Source organism: Pseudomonas sp. PHC1 (assembly GCF_046487845.1).
GTDB classification, from domain to species: domain Bacteria; phylum Pseudomonadota; class Gammaproteobacteria; order Pseudomonadales; family Pseudomonadaceae; genus Aquipseudomonas; species Aquipseudomonas sputi.
In genome coordinates, this window is record NZ_JBJXHJ010000024.1 from 97490 (window position 1) to 114059 (window position 16570).

15 protein-coding genes and 3 pseudogenes are annotated in these 16570 nt (G+C 57.4%); 13 read left to right on the forward strand and 5 right to left on the reverse strand.

Going from position 1 to position 16570, the window contains the following annotated elements:
• The first annotated feature begins 16 nt into the window (after positions 1–16).
• Positions 17–274, forward strand: coding sequence for a DUF202 domain-containing protein (locus ACKJSM_RS24430; RefSeq protein ID WP_410239113.1), 258 nt, complete (start codon positions 17–19; stop codon positions 272–274).
• Between the two features lie 13 nt (positions 275–287).
• Here ACKJSM_RS24430 and ACKJSM_RS24435 read toward each other — a convergent pair whose 3' ends face one another.
• Positions 288–2249: an alkyl/aryl-sulfatase gene (locus tag ACKJSM_RS24435; protein ID WP_410239114.1), complete on the reverse strand. Its 1962-nt coding sequence runs from the start codon at positions 2247–2249 to the stop codon at positions 288–290.
• Positions 2250–2349: 100 nt separating this feature from the next.
• Positions 2350–3267, reverse strand: coding sequence for a LysR family transcriptional regulator (locus ACKJSM_RS24440; RefSeq protein ID WP_410239115.1), 918 nt, complete (start codon positions 3265–3267; stop codon positions 2350–2352).
• 80 nt (positions 3268–3347) lie between these two features.
• On the opposite strand from ACKJSM_RS24440, the gene ACKJSM_RS24445 reads away from it, so the two are divergent.
• From ACKJSM_RS24445 to ACKJSM_RS24465, 5 genes are read left to right on the forward strand one after another with little or no spacing between them, the layout of a single operon-like run.
• Positions 3348–4586, forward strand: a complete 1239-nt coding sequence (locus ACKJSM_RS24445) for a 3-hydroxyacyl-CoA dehydrogenase NAD-binding domain-containing protein (RefSeq protein ID WP_410239128.1) — start codon at positions 3348–3350, stop codon at positions 4584–4586.
• Positions 4583–6358 (forward strand): acyl-CoA dehydrogenase C-terminal domain-containing protein, encoded by a 1776-nt coding sequence (locus ACKJSM_RS24450; protein WP_410239116.1) that lies wholly within the window; start codon positions 4583–4585, stop codon positions 6356–6358. Before ACKJSM_RS24445 ends, ACKJSM_RS24450 begins: the two co-directional genes overlap by 4 nt.
• 36 nt (positions 6359–6394) lie before the next feature.
• Positions 6395–7558 carry an iron-containing alcohol dehydrogenase gene (locus ACKJSM_RS24455; RefSeq protein ID WP_410239117.1) on the forward strand — a complete coding sequence of 388 codons (1164 nt, stop codon included), beginning with the start codon at positions 6395–6397 and terminating at the stop codon, positions 7556–7558.
• Positions 7558–8022, forward strand: coding sequence for an acyl-CoA thioesterase (locus tag ACKJSM_RS24460; RefSeq protein WP_410239118.1), 465 nt, complete (start codon positions 7558–7560; stop codon positions 8020–8022). Before ACKJSM_RS24455 ends, ACKJSM_RS24460 begins: the two co-directional genes overlap by 1 nt.
• On the forward strand, positions 8019–9203 hold the full coding sequence (locus ACKJSM_RS24465; RefSeq protein ID WP_410239119.1) for an acetyl-CoA C-acyltransferase: 1185 nt from the start codon (positions 8019–8021) through the stop codon (positions 9201–9203). Before ACKJSM_RS24460 ends, ACKJSM_RS24465 begins: the two co-directional genes overlap by 4 nt.
• Positions 9204–9856: 653 nt before the next feature.
• Here ACKJSM_RS24465 and ACKJSM_RS24470 read toward each other — a convergent pair.
• Positions 9857–9972, reverse strand: a pseudogene (locus tag ACKJSM_RS24470) (FAD-dependent oxidoreductase); the annotation flags it as partial.
• A gap of 510 nt (positions 9973–10482) precedes the next feature.
• Here ACKJSM_RS24470 and ACKJSM_RS24475 point away from each other — a divergent pair.
• From ACKJSM_RS24475 to ACKJSM_RS24490, 4 genes are all read left to right on the forward strand, one after another.
• On the forward strand, positions 10483–11025 hold the full coding sequence (locus tag ACKJSM_RS24475) for a redoxin domain-containing protein (RefSeq protein ID WP_410239120.1): 543 nt from the start codon (positions 10483–10485) through the stop codon (positions 11023–11025).
• An 11-nt stretch (positions 11026–11036) separates the two neighbouring features.
• Positions 11037–11576 carry a DsbA family protein gene (locus ACKJSM_RS24480; RefSeq protein WP_078047886.1) on the forward strand — a complete coding sequence of 180 codons (540 nt, stop codon included), beginning with the start codon at positions 11037–11039 and terminating at the stop codon, positions 11574–11576.
• A gap of 98 nt (positions 11577–11674) precedes the next feature.
• Positions 11675–12775, forward strand: coding sequence for a low temperature requirement protein A (locus tag ACKJSM_RS24485; protein ID WP_410239121.1), 1101 nt, complete (start codon positions 11675–11677; stop codon positions 12773–12775).
• A 226-nt stretch (positions 12776–13001) separates the two neighbouring features.
• Positions 13002–13304: a putative quinol monooxygenase gene (locus tag ACKJSM_RS24490; RefSeq protein ID WP_410239122.1), complete on the forward strand. Its 303-nt coding sequence runs from the start codon at positions 13002–13004 to the stop codon at positions 13302–13304.
• Positions 13305–13465: 161 nt separating this feature from the next.
• Here the strand turns inward: ACKJSM_RS24490 and ACKJSM_RS24495 are convergent, their stop codons facing one another.
• The gene (locus ACKJSM_RS24495; RefSeq protein WP_410239123.1) at positions 13466–14449 is read right to left on the reverse strand and encodes an LLM class oxidoreductase; all 984 of its coding nucleotides are present in this window, start codon (positions 14447–14449) and stop codon (positions 13466–13468) included.
• 571 nt (positions 14450–15020) lie between these two features.
• On the opposite strand from ACKJSM_RS24495, the gene ACKJSM_RS24500 reads away from it, so the two are divergent.
• Both ACKJSM_RS24500 and ACKJSM_RS24505 read left to right on the forward strand, forming a co-directional pair.
• A complete protein-coding gene (locus ACKJSM_RS24500; protein ID WP_410239124.1) occupies positions 15021–15239 on the forward strand; it encodes a hypothetical protein in 219 nt (72 codons plus the stop codon).
• Between the two features lie 128 nt (positions 15240–15367).
• Positions 15368–15949, forward strand: a complete 582-nt coding sequence (locus ACKJSM_RS24505) for an MliC family protein (RefSeq protein WP_410239125.1) — start codon at positions 15368–15370, stop codon at positions 15947–15949.
• A gap of 117 nt (positions 15950–16066) precedes the next feature.
• Here ACKJSM_RS24505 and ACKJSM_RS24510 read toward each other — a convergent pair.
• Positions 16067–16204, reverse strand: a pseudogene (locus ACKJSM_RS24510) (integrase); the annotation flags it as partial.
• 226 nt (positions 16205–16430) lie between these two features.
• Between ACKJSM_RS24510 and ACKJSM_RS24515 the strand changes: the two are divergent.
• Positions 16431–16570, forward strand: a pseudogene (locus ACKJSM_RS24515) (transcriptional regulator); the annotation flags it as partial.

Consider the following 16570-nt stretch of genomic DNA (forward strand, 5'->3'; position numbering starts at 1 on the left):
GGCGGAGCGGACTGAATTGGCGTGGCGACGGACTTTAGTCGCGTTGCTGGTAGTGGTGATTCTGGCGGGGCGAGTGGGTGCGTGGCTGTCGCTGGGGATAGGCGCTGTCGCCGCCCTTGGGCTGCTCGCCAGGCAAGGGCACCGCTACCGCCAGGGATTGGCAATGCTGCGCATGGAGCAGGCATCGCCGGCGCCCGTGGCGATTCTGGCGTTGGGCGCGAGCGTCTGTTTGCTGGCGTTGATCGCCATGATCGAGCTGCAAAGCGGCGCCTGAGCGCCGCCCACGGTCAGGGCGTGACGATATTGAAGCGTCCGTCCGTTTCCTCAAGTCCACCCATGAAGCGTAGAAATTTCACGCGCTCACCGGTGATCGTGATATCGCCCACCGTTGCCTCCTTCAAAAAGCCAGTCTGTTTCAGCGCGATGCGATCCAGCGTCGACTTGTTCATGCTGATATTCACGTCGGCTTGGTCATGCCGGGTCAAGTCGCGGTGGGTAAGGACACCGTTGCGCAAGGTCAGGGCGTAATCCTCGTTCAAATCGGTGAAGCGCCAGTTGATGGTCAAGTCATTGTCGGCGGCTTTTAGCGCGTCAACCCGGACGCTCAGGTAATCGAAGAACATTGCAGGGGGCAGCGCCCGCACCATATCGTCGGCATTTCCGCCGCTGCCTGTTGTAGCCGCAACGCCGTCGCGCAATTCCTGCGCGCCGCTGAGGTAGGCATTGCGCCAAGTCGCGTTCTCGCTCTGATAGCCCAGCTGTTCCAGCGCATCGGCCTGCAGGTTGTGTGCATCGGCGTTGTCCGGCTCGGCGAAGACCAAATGATTGGTCAGTTGCGCGACCCAGCGATAATCGCCTTCGTCGAAGGCTTTGCGCGCCTGCTTCAAGAGCTGCTCGGCACCGCCCATCGCCGCTACGTAACGCTTGCCCGCAGCCTGCGGCGGCAGAGGATTGAGGTTCGCCGGGTTGCCGTCGTAGAAACCCATGTAGCGCTGATACACCGCACGCACGTTATGGCTCAACGAGCCGTAATAATCACGGCTGTACCACTTGTTCGCCAAGCGTGGCGGCAGCGAACTCAAGGTGTCGGCAATCTCCATGGGCGTCAGTCCCTGATTGATCAGTCGCAGGGTCTGGCTGTCGATGAATGCATACATGTCGCGCTGGTCAGCCAGATATTCGCGGATCTGCGCACCGCCCCAGGTAGGCCAGTGATGCTGGGCAAAAACCACCTCGGCCTGATTGCCGTAGCGAAGCAGCGACTGATCCAGGTAATGCGCCCAGATCTTCGGGTCGCGCACCAGCGCGCCGCGCAAGGTGAGCACATTGTGCTGCACGTGAGTGGCATTTTCGGCCATGCACAGCGCCTTGAATCGCGGGAAATAAATGTTCATTTCCGCCGGCGCCTCGGTGCCGGGGGTGAGTTGGAATTCGACCTCGATACCCTCAAGGGTCAGGCGCTCCAGCGGCTGGCTGATTTCCTTGGTGGGCGCGATCAAGCTGATGGTTGCGTTGGCCGGAATACCCTTGCCCAGCCCGGCATCTACCTGGCCGCGCTCGCTGCGCGGCAATGGTGCGCCGTACATGTATTGAGCGCGACGTTTCATTGCCGGCCCGGCCAACACATTCTCTCCGATGGCGTGCTCGAAAAAACCTTGCGGTGCAATCACCTGGACCTTGCCCGCGGTGACATCCGCTTCGTCGATGATCCCCCTCACACCGCCGAAATGGTCAACGTGCGGGTGCGTGTAGATGACCGTGGTCACGGGCTTGCGCGGGCGATTCTTGAAGTACAGCTCAAGGCCGGCTTTAGCCGTTTCCACCGACAGCAGCGGGTCGAGCACGATCAAGCCATTGTCGCCTTCGACGATGGTCATGTTGGCCAGGTCCAGGCCACGAATCTGATAAATACCGTCAGTGACTTTGAACAGACCGGCAATGGTATTGAGCTGCGCGATGCGCCACAGACTCGGGTTGACGGTGCCGGGTGCGTTGGTCTGGTTGAGGAACGCGTACTGATTCAGGTCCCAGACGGTCTTGCCGAGCGCATTGCTGACCACCCCCTCATACCGCTCGATCAGACCGCGCTGCGCCGCTTCGAAATCGCCGCGGTTGGCGAAGGGCAAACGCTGCAACCATTGTTGATTGCTCTGCAGCGTGCTCGCCGTCGCATCTTTAGCCGGTGTGGCGGCAGAGCTCATTAGCGGTGCCAACAAGGCAAGTGAAAGCAACGTCGGTGGAAAACGCATGGAGAAGTCCTTGTTATTGTTTGGGCGATCCACTTTAGGGAGAGGGCCTGGCCGCAGCCAATACCAGAGCGGCATGGTGGCCATCGTGTTTTTTGATGGCTCAGTCCGGTGCAATCGCCAGGATCTGTTCAGCTAGCCAGGCTAATGCAGGATCGTGTTGGCGGTGCGTCAAGTAGACCAGATCAAGCTCGAAGAGCGGCAATGCGAATGGCAGTTCCAGCAAGTCCAAAGGCAGTAGCCTGGCGAACTGTTGCGCCAGTTGGGTCGGCAATACCGTGCACAGGTCGGTAGCGGCCACGAGGTGCGCGGCCTGCAAGTAATTGGGCGTGGTATAGACGATCTGCCGCACCAGATTCTGTTCGGCCAGCCACTGATCAATCATGCCTCGCGTCTGGCCACCATTCACCCAGACGTGGCGCAGTTGCAGAAAGCTGCGCAGATCCAGGCCAGCGCCCGATTGCGGATGCCCCTGACGCATCGCCACTCGTAACGTTTCGCTGCGCCAGCGCAACCGGGTAAAACGTGCCGGCACGTGATCAAAACGGCCCAGCACCATGTCCAGTTCGCTACGGTCCAGCGCCTCCGCCGGCAGGCTCGCCGTCAAGTGGACGACATCGATGCGCAAGTGTGGCGCCTGGGTCTGCAAGCGGGCCAGCAATGACGGCATGCACAACTGTTCGACATAGTCGGTGAGGGCGATCCGCAACTGTCGATGGCTGAGTGCCGGGTCGAACGCATCGCCCGTGGCCAGGCTTTGTTCGATCTGTTGCAACGCCGCGCGAATCGGTCCTTCCAGGGCCAACGCTCTAGGCGTCGGACACATGCGGCGGCCAACGCGCACCAGCAGCGGATCGTCCAATGCGTCGCGCAAACGCGCCAGGGCATTGCTGACGGTGGGCTGAGTCAGCGCCAGACGCTCGGCTGCGCGCGAAACATTCTGCTCACGCAACAGCATGTCGAAGATACGCAGCAGGTTCAGATCAAAATTTGAAATATTCATGCCGCAAATATATGGCATATGAAAATGAAATTTCAAAAATACTGGAAGCCTGCTTACGGTGGCGGCTGTTATTTCCTACCGATGCAGGAGCGCCGCGTGTGAGCACCCCTTTCGATATTCAGCAGGTCGCCGTGATCGGCGCCGGCACCATGGGCCGAGGCATTGTCATCAGCCTGGCCAGCGCCGGATACCCAGTGCTATGGCTGGAAAGCAACGCCCCAACACTGGATGCTGGTTTGACCATGATTAAACAGACCTGGGCACAGCAGGTTGGCAAACAGCGCATCACTCAGGAGGAGGCAGACGCCCATCTGGCGCGGGTACGTCCTGTGCAAAATTACGCTGACCTCGCTGAGGCGGATCTGGTCATCGAAGCGGTGTATGAAAGCCTGGAGCTGAAGCAGGAAATCTTCCGCACGCTGGATTCGCACCTCAAACCGCAGGCGATCCTGGCCAGCAACACTTCGGCACTGGACATCGACGCCATCGCCGCAGTGACCAAACGTGCACAACAGGTGCTGGGGCTGCATTTTTTCAGCCCGGCGCACATCATGAAGCTGTTGGAAATCGTCCGCGGCAACGCCACGGGCCGCGAAGTGCTGGACGCCGCGCTATTACTTGCTCAGCGCGCTGGCAAGGTGGCGGTGGTGGCGGGCAACTGCCCCGGTTTCATTGGCAACCGGATGCTGCGCAGCTACGTGGCCGAAGCGCGCAAACTGCTCCTTGAAGGAGCGATGCCGCAGCAGGTGGACGACGCGTTGCAGCAATTCGGCTTTGCCATGGGGCCGTTCCGCATGTATGACGTGGTCGGCATTGATCTGGAATGGCGCGCCCGACAATTGGCAGGGCAGGGCATGGATGATCCCTTGGTCAGGATCGACAACGCCTTGTGCGATCTCGGCCGTCTCGGCCAGAAGACCGGCCAGGGTTATTACCGCTATGCAGCAGGTAGCCGTGTAGCCGAGCATGATCCGTTAGTCGATAACCTGGTGCTCGAGGTGTCTCAGGGCCTGGGCTATCGTCGCCGTGAAATCGACGGGCAGGAAATTCTTCAGCGCTGCCTCCTCGCACTGGTCAATGAAGGGGCAAAAATTCTCGAAGAAGGGATTGCTGCCAGCAGCCATGACATCGATCAGGTCTGGCTCAACGGCTATGGGTTTCCTGCGCAAACCGGAGGGCCAATGCGCTGGGCGGATGAGCAGGGCATAAGCCAGATGGTCGCTGGGCTTGAACACTTGCAGGGCATGTTCGGCGAGCACTGGCGCCCAGCCGGTTTGCTCCAGCGATTGAAGGACAGCGGCAATCGTTTCGCCGATGTTGTGGAGGGCGCGGTATGAATTATCAAGCCCCTTTGCGCGATATGCGTTTCGTATTGCACGAGTTGTTCGACGTAGTGGGCCACTGCGAACAGCTGGGCGTGGAGCTCGACCGCGACACGCTTGACGGCATTCTTGAAGAGGCCGGACGTTTTACCGGCCAAGTCATTGCACCACTCAACCGCAACAGTGACGAGCAAGGCTGTCAACTGATCGGCACTGAGGTCCGCACGCCCGACGGGTTCCGCGATGCCTATCGCCAGTACGTCGACAACGGTTGGGCAAGCATGAGCGGGCCGACAGAGTACGGTGGCCAGGGATTGCCGCAAATGGTCTCGGCCTGCGTGCATGAAATGCTGATGGCGGCCTCGCTGTCGTTCCGGATTTATTCCGGCCTGACCGAAGGCGCGGTGCTGGCCGTGCATTGCCATGGCAGTGACGCACTCAAACACGCCTGGCTGGGCAAAATGGTCAAAGGCGAATGGACCGGCACCATGTGCCTGACCGAGCCACAGGCCGGCACTGACCTGGCGTTACTGCGCACCCGCGCGCAGCCCCAGGCCGATGGTGGCTATCGCATCGACGGCAGTAAGATTTTCATCAGCGGCGGTGAGCACGATCTGACCGACAACATCATTCATCTGGTCCTCGCGCGTCTGCCTGATGGGCCGGCGAGTGTGAAGGGTATCAGCCTGTTTCTGGTGCCCAAAATCCTCCCCGACGGCCAGCGCAACACGCTGAGCTGCGGCGCCCTGGAACACAAGATGGGCATCAAGGGTGCTTCGACTTGCGTCATGAATTTCGACGGTGCTCAGGGCTGGTTGATCGGCGAGCCAAATCAGGGCCTGGCTTGCATGTTCACCATGATGAACGACGCGCGATTCCAGGTCGGGTTGCAGGGCCTGGGCATTGCGGAAGCGGCTTTTCAAGGGGGCCTGGCTTACGCCCGCGAACGCTTGCAGTCGCGTTCGCTGACCGGCGCAGTGGCACCGGAAAAGGCTGCCGACCCGATCATCGTTCATCCCGATGTGCGGCGCATGTTGCTGACTCAAAAGGCCCTCACTGAAGGTTGCCGGATGTTGGGTGCGTATACCGCGCGACAACTCGATCTGGAACACGCAGCAGCAGAACCAGACGTTCGTCGAGCCGCCATGCGCCGCGCCGCGCTCCTGATCCCTATCGTCAAAGGGTTCTTCACCGATGTCGGCCAGGAAGTCGCCAGCCTCGGCGTGCAGCTGTTTGGCGGGCATGGCTACATTCGCGAATGGGGCATGGAACAACTGATGCGTGACAGTCGCATTACCCAGCTCTATGAAGGCACCAATGGCATCCAGGCACTGGACCTGATCCGGCGTAAATTGATCAGCGATGGCGGCGCCGAATTGCACGCACTGATCAACGAATTGGTACAGCACGCAGACACCGCCGGCGCTTACCCATCATTGAACGAAATGGCCGCAGCGATCAGTCAGCGCCTCGAAGAATGGCGAGCGCTGAGCGTTAGCGTTATCGAGGCCTGCCAGCGCGATCCGCAGGAGATCGGCGCGGTTTCCGTGGATTTCCTCGCGTACTCGGCCTACGTCCTGCTGGCCGGCTTATGGATGCAGGCAGCCGTGCGCGCCCATGAAGCGCTGGCCGCAAGTACCGACGATGAGGCTTTTTATCAGGCCAAGCTGCATACCGCTGACTTTTACTGGCGCCGCGTATTGCCCCGTGCAAGTGCGCATCGTGAAGCGCTGCTGGGCGGCGCGAGCTGCTTGATGGCGATGGCGGCGAGTGACTTCAGTTGCTGACCGCAGACGTATTACCAAGAACAGGGAGTCGCTGACATGCAGCCTTTCAGCTTTGCCACTACTGCGCAGATTCTTTGCGAAAGCGGCGCGGCGCAACGCCTCGCGAGCCTGTGCCGCGAGCGTGGTGCGCGGCGTATTCTGATCATTACCGACCCCGGCATCGCCCGTCTTGGCATGCTTGATGACGTCTTGCCCGGTTTCACCCTCGCGAAAGTTGGTGTGGCGATCTTCAGTGACGTGACGGCGGATCCGAGCCAGAACCGTGTGCTCGCCGCCGTGGACCGCGCACGGCATATTGGTGCCGACATGATCGTTGGCTTCGGCGGTGGCAGTTCGATGGACGTGGCCAAGCTGGTCGCTCTGCTCGCACATCCCGCATGCGGCCAGCCGATTACCGAGTTGTACGGTATCGACAAGGCCAAGGGGCCGCGCCTGCCGCTGATCCAGGTACCGACCACCGCAGGGACTGGCTCGGAGGTGACACCCATTGCGATTGTGACAACCGGTGAGACCACCAAAATGGGGATCGTCTCGCCCTTGCTGCTGCCGGATCTTGCCGTCCTCGACGCGGTTTGTACGCTAGGTCTGCCGCCGGCCGTCACGGCAGCCACGGGCATCGATGCCATGGTGCATGCGATCGAGGCCTACACCAGCAAACTCAAGCGTAATCCACTGTCGAGCCTGTTGGCGCGAGAGGCGCTGCGGCTGTTGGCTGACAATCTTGAACAGGCTGTATACAACGGCGGCAATCTACCCGCGCGGCAGGCAATGCTGCTCGGGGCGTGCCTCGCTGGTCAGGCATTTGCCAACGCGCCAGTGGCGGCGGTGCATGCGCTGGCGTATCCGCTGGGTGGACATTTTCACATTCCCCATGGCCTGGCGAATGCGCTGGTGCTGCCGCATGTAATGCGCTTCAACCTGCCCGATGCGCTGACCGACTACGCCGAACTGGCTTCGCCCTTGCTGGGACCAAGGCTGCAGGCGGGCGATCGCGAGAGCCGCAGCGAGCAATTTGTCTGCGAGTTGGCGCAACTGGGCTCCCGTTGCGGATTGCCGGACACGCTGCGCGATGCCGGCGTGCCCAGAGAAAGCCTGGGCCAACTGGCCCAAGACGCGATGCAACAACAGCGGCTGTTGGTGAACAACCCGCGCGCCGTTAGCGAAGCCGATGCGCTGGCGATCTATGAGGCGGCCTATTGATGACCGACATCCGAGAGCGCGCCAACTACTCACACTTCACCTCGATCACGACCCGTTGGCACGACAACGATGTGTATGGGCACGTGAACAACGTCGTCTATTACAGTTTTTTTGACAGTGCGGTGAACAACGTATTGATCGGGGAGGGCGGGCTGGATATCCATGACGGTCCGGTGATCGGGCTGGTGGTCAGCTCCAGCTGCGATTACCACGCTCCGGTCGCTTTTCCAGAGCGCATCGAGGTCGCGCTCGCGGTAAGCAAACTGGGCCGCAGCTCCGTGCATTATCAACTTGCGGTGTTTCCCGAAGGGCAGGCACTGGCCACCGCCACCGGGCGTTTCGTGCATGTTTTTGTCGATCGGATCGAACGCTGCCCGGTACCGATTCCCGAACGGTTGCGCGTGGCGTTAGGGGAACTGATCTGCAACTTGCCCGCTTCCACGACCAAGGATCTTGAACCATGAAAGATGCTGTGATTGTTTCCACCGCTCGCACGCCGATTGCCAAGGCCATGCGCGGCGCATTCAATGATTTCAAAACGCCCAGCATGACGGCAATCGCCATTCGCGCAGCAGTCGAACGTGCCGGCATCGAGCCGGACCAGATAGAAGACCTGGTGCTGGGCACGGCCATGCAAAGCGGCACTGCAGCGATCAACCCCGCGCGTCTGTCGGCGCTGGCGGCCGGTCTGCCGGTGTCGGTGAGTGGGCAGACCGTCGACCGCCAATGCGCATCAGGCCTCATGGCAATTGCCTTGGCCGCCAAGCAAATCATCGTGGACGGCATGCAGGTGACCATCGGCGCCGGTCAGGAGCAGATCAGTCTTGTGCAATCGACCCACAATCGCTTGGCGAGCGAGGCATACGACGACGCTGTGCTGCGCATGAACGAGCATGCCTACATGCCGATGTTGCAAACCGCCGAGCGAGTGGCCGCGCGGTACGGTATCAGTCGCGAGGCGCAAGACGCCTATGCGTTGCAGTCTCAGCAGCGCACGGCGGCGGCCCAGACCGCCGGCCTGTTTGCCGATGAAATCGTCGCGGTCACAGCACGCAAGAAGATCGTAAACCAGGTGGACGGTGCGGTCAGCCACGTGCAGGTCCTGCTCACCCAGGATGAGGGCAATCGGCCCGCTACCGTGTTGGCGGATCTGCAAGGCCTCAAACCAGTAATCGAAGGCGGCAGTGTCACCGCTGGCAATGCCAGCCAATTGTCTGACGGCGCCAGTGCGTGCGTATTACTCGAAGGTGGCTTGGCGGCGCGTTTGGGGGGGGCGCCGTTGGGACTTTATCGGGGCATTGCTGTCGCCGGGCTTGCGCCGGAAGAAATGGGTATAGGACCGGTATTGGCGGTGCCCAAATTGCTCCGTCAGCACGGCCTGAACGTAGACGATATCGGCTTGTGGGAGCTTAACGAAGCGTTCGCCTGCCAAGTTGTGTACTGCGCGGCGCGACTAGGGATTGATCCAGCGAAGTTGAACGTCAATGGCGGCGCTATCTCGATCGGGCATCCCTATGGCATGAGCGGAGCTCGAATGGTTGGGCACGCGTTGCTGGAAGGAAAACGACGCGGGGTGAAGTTCGTCGTAGTGACGATGTGCGTGGGGGGCGGAATGGGCGCGGCAGGGTTGTTTGAGGTGTTGTAAAAAAGGCGCTGTCATATTTGTCCGGATTGCCCTGATCAGGAGATATGTAGTGGCTCAGGCATCACAATCCGTTATGTAGAGTCGAGCAGGAGGGGGAGGCGGCCAACTTCTTTAATTGGCAGTCATTGCCATTATCGGTTCACAAATCAAATTGCTTCAAATCTGTCGGGCAATTGATATTGACAGAAGCGGGGCGGATGGAAGGGTAGGGTTGCGGAAATGGCTCGAAAGATGCGGAAATGGTCCAGAGATGCCCCGACCAGATTAGCAAACCCCAGAAACGACAAAGCCCTGAATAATCAGGGCTTTGTCGTACTTAAGATGGCGGAGGCGATGGGATTCGAACTCATGGACCTGTTACAGTCGACGGTTTTCAAGACCATGACTAAAGCAAGTATTTTCAATGGGTTATGGTCCAAAGTATTCCGCTTTGATTGTGCGCAAACGTCACTCGGTACGGCCGTTGAAAGCCGGTAGTCGCCTGTCGTCACCGTCAGCTATCGGCCAGTAGCGGACATCCGGGAACTACTGCTTCCGGCCAAAAGCGGTCAGTGACAATATTCGCAAAGGCTACCGCTCAGCTTCCCGAAGACCGATCTCGACTATTCGTTAGGTACAGCACCATCGCTGCACGAGCCGCATCTTTGATTACCTTCAGCCTCAACCAAGGTGATATTCGCGCCTTTATCAGCCAGGGGTGATACGCCAGCGAAGCGCCCACGATGCCGGCACTAATGACAACGACTCGTTTGTCCAGAGCATTTCGCATATCAACCTTCATTCTGTCGACCTGAAGGCGGTTTCAGTGTCTGCCTCTGGTCGATTTCTGCTTGTCGTAACGGGCAGCAGTTGTCGTCCAGAAAGCAGATGTAGATTTGTCTGAAGTGGCGAAATAGCTGCCAAAATCATCGTGTTAAAACGCCGCCTGAAATGGCAGCAAGATAAGCGCGTGAGTGTTGTTGGCACTGGAGGGTAGCGAAAAATCGTTCAGCTACTACGGTAAGCGTCATCAACGACTATAGTCATTGGTGAGCCAGAGCGAATCTGACCATTCCCCTGCCAACCTGGCCTAATCCAATTCCGCGATTACACGGCGGATCTTCTTGTGTTCCTTGATGCGGAACGTGAACGTTTCACTGCCGAAATCACTCAGGCTCAGGCTGAGATCGAGGCAGCGTTGTCTTTTTTTGAACCCCTTGATGGTGGATGGAGTTATCCCGCCGGGCACGTCGCATCCCACTGAGCAAGTCCCAACCACCCATCTATCAAGGTTCAAGCAATGAACACTTTAGAGTTCGATGATGCACAAAAAACCAATGGCGACCTGGTTCAGAGTCCGCTGCCGGCCGGCACTGTCGCGCCCGACTTCACTCTTCACGCAACCCCTGATCAACAGTTGTCGCTGCGTGAGCTAAAGGGAAATCCCGTGATATTGGCGTTTTATCCCGCTGACTGGACTTCGGTGTGTGGTGACCAACTGACCTTGTACAACCAGTTGCTACCCACATTCAGAGAATACGGTGCGGCGCTACTGGGTATCTCGGTTGACAGCGCCTGGTGTCATCAGGCCTTTGCCAAAGATCGGAATTTTCACTTCAGCCTGCTGGCCGATTTCGAGCCCAAAGGGGCGGTGGCACGACAGTATGGAGCGTACGAATCCCAGCTCGGAGTTTGTAAGAGGGCACTGTTCGTGATTGACAAGGAGGGGGTGGTCGCCTGGAGCTACGTCTCACCAATGGCAATCAACCCTGGGGCGGACGGCATTCTGGATGCGCTGGATGCTCTGGTGAATTCGCCACAAGGCACGCCAATCAAAAATTAACAGGTGATTACATGGCCACTCTCAAAGTCCCGGTAAGTGCCAACGACCATCGTCAGGGAAGTGCGCATGCCAAGGTCACCTTGGTGGAATTTGGCGACTATGAATGTCCCTATTGCGGTGAAGCGTATTGGATGGTCAAGAATCTGCAGCAGCATTTTCGCGATGATTTGCTGTTCGTGTTCCGTAACTTTCCTCTGACCACCGCTCACCCGCATGCGCTGGGTGCAGCGGTCACCGCGGAGTATGCCGGGAGTAGAGGGTTCTTCTGGGAGGCTCACGACGAATTGTATGAAAATCAGGATCGATTGGGCCTGCCGCTGTATCGCGCCATCGTTCTCAAACACGGCCTTCCCAAGGAGGAATTCGATCTTGCAATGCAAGAGGATACTTACATTCCCAAAATACAAGCCGATTTCAATGGCGGTGTACGCAGCGGCGTGAATGGCACCCCAGCGTTTTACATTGACGGGCTTCGCTATGACGGAGTTCCAGAGTTCATCGGGATGAGTCAGATGATTGAGCTTTTGTTAGTGCGTGGACGAAATCGCTAGAGAGCCAAATCGGCTTGGCATCACCCACATCGGAGCCGAGGAAAAACCAACGTTAGCTTCCTTTTACATTAAAGAGGTGGACACGGAGCCGGCAACTAATGAAATCTTTGAAGTATTATGAAGAAAATCGACACGCCACATGGTTGGAGTTGTTTTTTGACCTGACTTTCGTTGTTACGATAGGCCAGGTTACGCACACTCTCGGACATGTTCATGACGGCCACTTTGAACATAAGCAATTATGGACATTCTTACTGCTTTTTGTACCGTTGTGGTGGATCTGGTCCAGTCACACGATTTACTCCAACAGGTTCGATACAGACAGCAATCTTCACCGTTTGGCAACATTATTCATAATGCTCCTGCTCATTGTGCTATCGGCACGGATCGGGGAAGACCTGGAAGTGAACTACCCGCTTATTATTGCCTGCTATTTTGGTATACGTGCGATCATCAGTGTTATGTATATTTCGTCCATTAGTAAACTCGATTCTCGCGGCGAACTTTCCTCAAGACTCGGCTTCGCCCTATTAGTTAGCGCAGTTATTAGCCTTTCATCCGTTATTTTTGACCCGCCCTTGCGTTACCTTGTTGCTTATATTGGGATCGCTCTTGATATTCTGTTTCCTGTATTTTTCTGGACTAAATTAAAACCGTTGCCAGCACACACAGAGCACTTGGTTGAGCGCATAGGCCTACTCACCCTAATCTTATTGGGGGAGTCAATTATTAGCCTTTCCGGAGGCTTATCTAACATTCAATGGGGTTATTACAATGTGATGGCAGCCATCACCGGATTCATCATGATTTGCAGTATCTGGTGGATCTATTTTGATAGTTTTTACCTGTTGAACAAACATCAAAGCAGTATGAGTGGGCACGCCTTGATCTACTCGCACCTTTTTCTTTTTATGGGGCTGGCACTCCTGGCAAATTTGATCAGGCATGCGATCCTGAATGACATTGCGATGCGCGATTTCCAGATTATGTCGATCACCGGCATGGTCTTGTTTTTCCTGGGGAAGCAATATGGCTATTTCATAGCTGTGAGTCGAATAAGGAAATACATACTGCAAAACACCTTGATCGTGTTTTCTTTAGGTGGGTTAGTTATATTTCTACCGCGTGTCGAGTACATATTGGTCGGCTTGACAGTCACCATGATCTGTTATGTTCTCCTGAATTTCAGATATCGTTGAGTCTTGATTACCAGGCCACAGCTCGGGAAAAGTGATCAAGCGGCTGGTCTGCGGTTTGCGCGCTGCCTACTACGTCATTCTCAGTGTCCGAGCGACATGCGACGCTACCCTTGGTCTCTTTGGGTTTGTAATCCTGGTGTCGTCGACCATAGTTAATAGCCGGATGCCCCTTTTAGCTATTGCGACCAGATAGCACCAGCTGCATCGTAACAACAGGAGCCACGTCATGGTCAAAGTAGCGTTGTTCGTTCGTCTGGAAGCAAAACCTGGGAGAGAGAAAGAGGTGGAGCGCTTTCTCTTGAGCGGCCTTCCTTTAGTGGAGGAGGAGCCAGCCACTACAGCCTGGTTTGGAATCCGCTTGGGGCCGTCTACCTTTGGCATCTTTGACGCATTCCCGGATGAAGCGGGCCGGCAGGCTCATCTTTCGGGCAAGGTCGCGGCGGCGCTTATGGCAAACGTTGCCGAGCTGTTTGCCGAACCTCCATCAATCGAGAAGGTAGACGTCCTTGCGGCCAAGCTGCCCGGTTAAGCAAACCCAATAGGAAGCTCCAGTCAGTACTGGGAGGCCCACGATGTATTTTGTGAAACTCAGGATAGCCTGGGCCTGCTGCTGTTCCGGGCGGTGATCAATCAAAACACCTGTATTGAAGATAAATGGTGAACATTCGTCGGCGTAGCAGTGACCGATGTTCAATGCGCTGCCGGACGCGGCTGCACTCCGAACTGCGCAACGATGTACGTACCCAATTCCTCGATAACCTCCGCCGCAGGGCGCTTGCCGTATTTGAGATTGAGAATGACGTGGTCCACGCCGATTTCCTCAAGCGACTCCAGCAAAAACCGTAGATGGTAACGTCCCAGTCTGAAACCCAAATGGATACGAGTGGGTGGCGTGGACGGATTCTCATCGAGATCGATGTACAGCGACTGAGTAAAGGGCTTGTACACAGAGCCACATTGCCTGGTGACCTCCAATCGCCAATCTTCCACGACCAGCCGCTGCATATTCGGTACGCGTGGATAGTTGATCCATCCGTTGCTCTCACGCGCGATCCAATTCAGTGACTGGCGACTGTTGCCGGTCACGAGCATTGGAATGAATTGGGTGGTAGGTTTCGGAATCAGGTCTGCGCCTTGCATTTCACCAGTGCTCCAGTGGATGGGCTCAAAACTGGTGCTGTGGGCGCGGCGAATCACTTCGTAGTGTTCTCGAAAGATCTCTCCACGCCTTTCGGGATCGACGCCAAACGCCGAAAACTCCACTGGCCGATCTCCCGAAGCAACCCCCAGAATCAAGCGACCAGTGCTCAACTGATCGACGCTGGCTGACGCCTTGGCCGTGTGCAGGGGATGGTGCAGCGGGATGGCGATGGAGGCGGTGCCGAGTGCAATCTCTGAGGTATGGGCGGCCATATAACCCAGGTAAACCCAGGGGTCGAAGACTTGGCCGACATCGCCGAAGCCAGGGTCGCGAAGCGGCACGTCGCGAAACCAGAGCGCGCAGAAGCCCAGCGCCTCGGCTTGTTTAGCCAGTGTGACCTGGTTGAGCATGCTCGGAGTGTCCCCGTCGAACGCCTCCATGGGAAAGAATAATCCAAGGCTCAAATGCCCCTGAGTGAAGGTTCGGCTGAACCCTCGATGCTGCTGGTAAGGAATCGTGCTCGGCCGATACATACGGATTGACCTCATGGCAGAACGTGAACAGCGCCCCCGTTTCCAGAGGTGCTGCGGCATCGGTCGCTTTTGAACGGCAGGTGGGGGGACTGGGTCTGGCTTTTACCCGTTGCGCCGTAGTGCTGGTCGTGTGGACCGGACTCAGGGGGCAGTTGCTGGCGATAGGCGCGGGTTGGTCCGGGTGGGTGTTAAGCGGACGGTCAAAGGAAGTCAGATCTCTCGGCTCTATACCACCAGATGGGCAAGGCGTTCGAGGAATCATTCTATAAGCGTAGGCGGTTTTGCAGCTCTCCGCCATATTCTTACAATCGAGCCGCTGGCGGGCGAAAGTCGCGTATCGAAGGCAGTTATCGGTCGTTTCCTGCCGTTCTAGAACGGCCGCTATTGGCCGGAAGCAGTAGTTCCCGGATGTCCGCTTCTGGCTGTGGATTCAACCGGTCGATGCAACAGATTGGCTAAAGTCTCAATCATCTGCGCGGCGTTGCAATTTTTAAGCATGCGGTTACTAAGCCATTCTGCTGCGGCCGCATGAGCTAGGCTTTGCGAACCCCTTATTGGCAGGATGGATCGCATGCCTAATAACTCAGTTTCTAATATCGCCACTGCTGACGCCCTGACATTGCTCCTGCACAACCAGCATGCACTGGCGGCGGCAATCGAGGAGGTCGCCGTTTGGCTTTCAGCCAGTGGCGCGGCAGTGGTTGCAGATAACGCCGCGATGGCTATGGAGACATCAGACACAAATGCAAAAGCGATCACAGATGCGATTATGAGGATACGGCAATCCTAATATCGCCTTTGCAGGCAGCAATCGGCCCTTAGCAGGAATTAGCCGCCAAAAAAGCTAGGCCACCCTCCACGCCATTCAGCACAGAGCTAGACTGAGCCCAGTATTCTGAATCGCTAATGGTGATTCCCATGAAGCACTGGCTTTCCCTGCTGCTCACCCTGCCTCTGTCGCACACCCAGGCTGCGGGCCCTGCCTTCAGTTGCACTCTAGTCGAGGCCGGTAGCATCGAACAACAGATCTGCAAGAGCGAGCCACTCTCGGCACTGGACCGGCAAATGGCCGAGGTCTACACAGCCGCGCAGCAGAAGGCCGGCAATGAACATCCGCCGGTGCTCAAGGCCGAGCAAAGGGGCTGGATCAAGGGTCGTAACGATTGCTGGAAAAGCGCGGACCAGCCCACTTGCATCGCCGACAGCTACCGCCTGCGTATCGCCGAACTGCAGGCGCGCTACCGGCTGGTTGAGGCCTCCGGCCCGGTGTTCTACCAGTGTGACGGCAACCTAGCCAAGGAAGTGGTAGCCAGCTTCTTCCGCACCGAGCCGCCCACGGCCATCGTCGAGTTCGGTGACCGCAGTTCGCTGATGTACAAAGAACAGACCGCCAGCGGCGCGCGCTACCAGGGACAAAATGAGAGTTTATGGGAGCACCATGGCGAGGCCATCGTGGTGTGGGGCTATCAGGCTCCGGAAATGCACTGCACGGCGCGTTGAAAGCCATCGGGAGGGAGCCTATGCACCGATTTCTATCACTCAGCCTGCTAACCAGCAGCCTTTTGCTGTCGTACACGACACAGGCCGCCAACAATGCCGGGGCGGATCTACACCAACTGCAGGATGAACCCAGCGAGAACCTGCGCAGCCAGTCGCAACCTCTGTAATCTCAAACGGCACGGACCGCTGGGTTTTCTGCTGCATCATTATTGTTCGCGATGACACGTGCTCTCCATGAGCAACGTTGCGTACGCGGCGGCCGCTCACCTCAGTGCACGTTACTGCCTGGCTCAGGTGCCTCTACTGCCTTGGCCGAACAACACAAAGCAAAAATTGCGCCGCCGCCAAGCACCGCTAGGGTATCTATCCATGCGTCTAGCCCATGAAGGTCGATCAAGTATCCCGCAAGCCCAGTCAGGAAGCGGGCACAAAACGCAGAACTTCAATACACTCTTAGTTACCTACCTAATCGAGACCTGTCATGTCCAAACTCGCAGAATTTCGCCAACTTGAAAAACACCTCGCCGAACAGCTCAAGGCTCTGGAAGCCCTCAAGGGCGACGCAGGCCTTAAGAAAGAAATCGAATTCGAAACGAAGCTGCGCGATTTGCTCGCAAAATA

Excerpts from the sequence above, each read along its gene's own strand:
- ACKJSM_RS24435 (WP_410239114.1), bottom strand. The coding sequence starts at position 2,249 with ATGCGTTTTCCACCGACGTTGCTTTCACTTGCCTTGTTGGCACCGCTA.
- ACKJSM_RS24440 (WP_410239115.1), bottom strand. The coding sequence starts at position 3,267 with ATGCCATATATTTGCGGCATGAATATTTCAAATTTTGATCTGAACCTG.
- ACKJSM_RS24450 (WP_410239116.1), top strand. The coding sequence starts at position 4,583 with ATGAATTATCAAGCCCCTTTGCGCGATATGCGTTTCGTATTGCACGAG.
- ACKJSM_RS24455 (WP_410239117.1), top strand. The coding sequence starts at position 6,395 with ATGCAGCCTTTCAGCTTTGCCACTACTGCGCAGATTCTTTGCGAAAGC.
- ACKJSM_RS24460 (WP_410239118.1), top strand. The coding sequence starts at position 7,558 with ATGACCGACATCCGAGAGCGCGCCAACTACTCACACTTCACCTCGATC.
- ACKJSM_RS24465 (WP_410239119.1), top strand. The coding sequence starts at position 8,019 with ATGAAAGATGCTGTGATTGTTTCCACCGCTCGCACGCCGATTGCCAAG.
- ACKJSM_RS24475 (WP_410239120.1), top strand. The coding sequence starts at position 10,483 with ATGAACACTTTAGAGTTCGATGATGCACAAAAAACCAATGGCGACCTG.
- ACKJSM_RS24480 (WP_078047886.1), top strand. The coding sequence starts at position 11,037 with ATGGCCACTCTCAAAGTCCCGGTAAGTGCCAACGACCATCGTCAGGGA.
- ACKJSM_RS24485 (WP_410239121.1), top strand. The coding sequence starts at position 11,675 with ATGAAATCTTTGAAGTATTATGAAGAAAATCGACACGCCACATGGTTG.
- ACKJSM_RS24490 (WP_410239122.1), top strand. The coding sequence starts at position 13,002 with ATGGTCAAAGTAGCGTTGTTCGTTCGTCTGGAAGCAAAACCTGGGAGA.
- ACKJSM_RS24495 (WP_410239123.1), bottom strand. The coding sequence starts at position 14,449 with ATGTATCGGCCGAGCACGATTCCTTACCAGCAGCATCGAGGGTTCAGC.
- ACKJSM_RS24500 (WP_410239124.1), top strand. The coding sequence starts at position 15,021 with ATGCCTAATAACTCAGTTTCTAATATCGCCACTGCTGACGCCCTGACA.
- ACKJSM_RS24505 (WP_410239125.1), top strand. The coding sequence starts at position 15,368 with ATGAAGCACTGGCTTTCCCTGCTGCTCACCCTGCCTCTGTCGCACACC.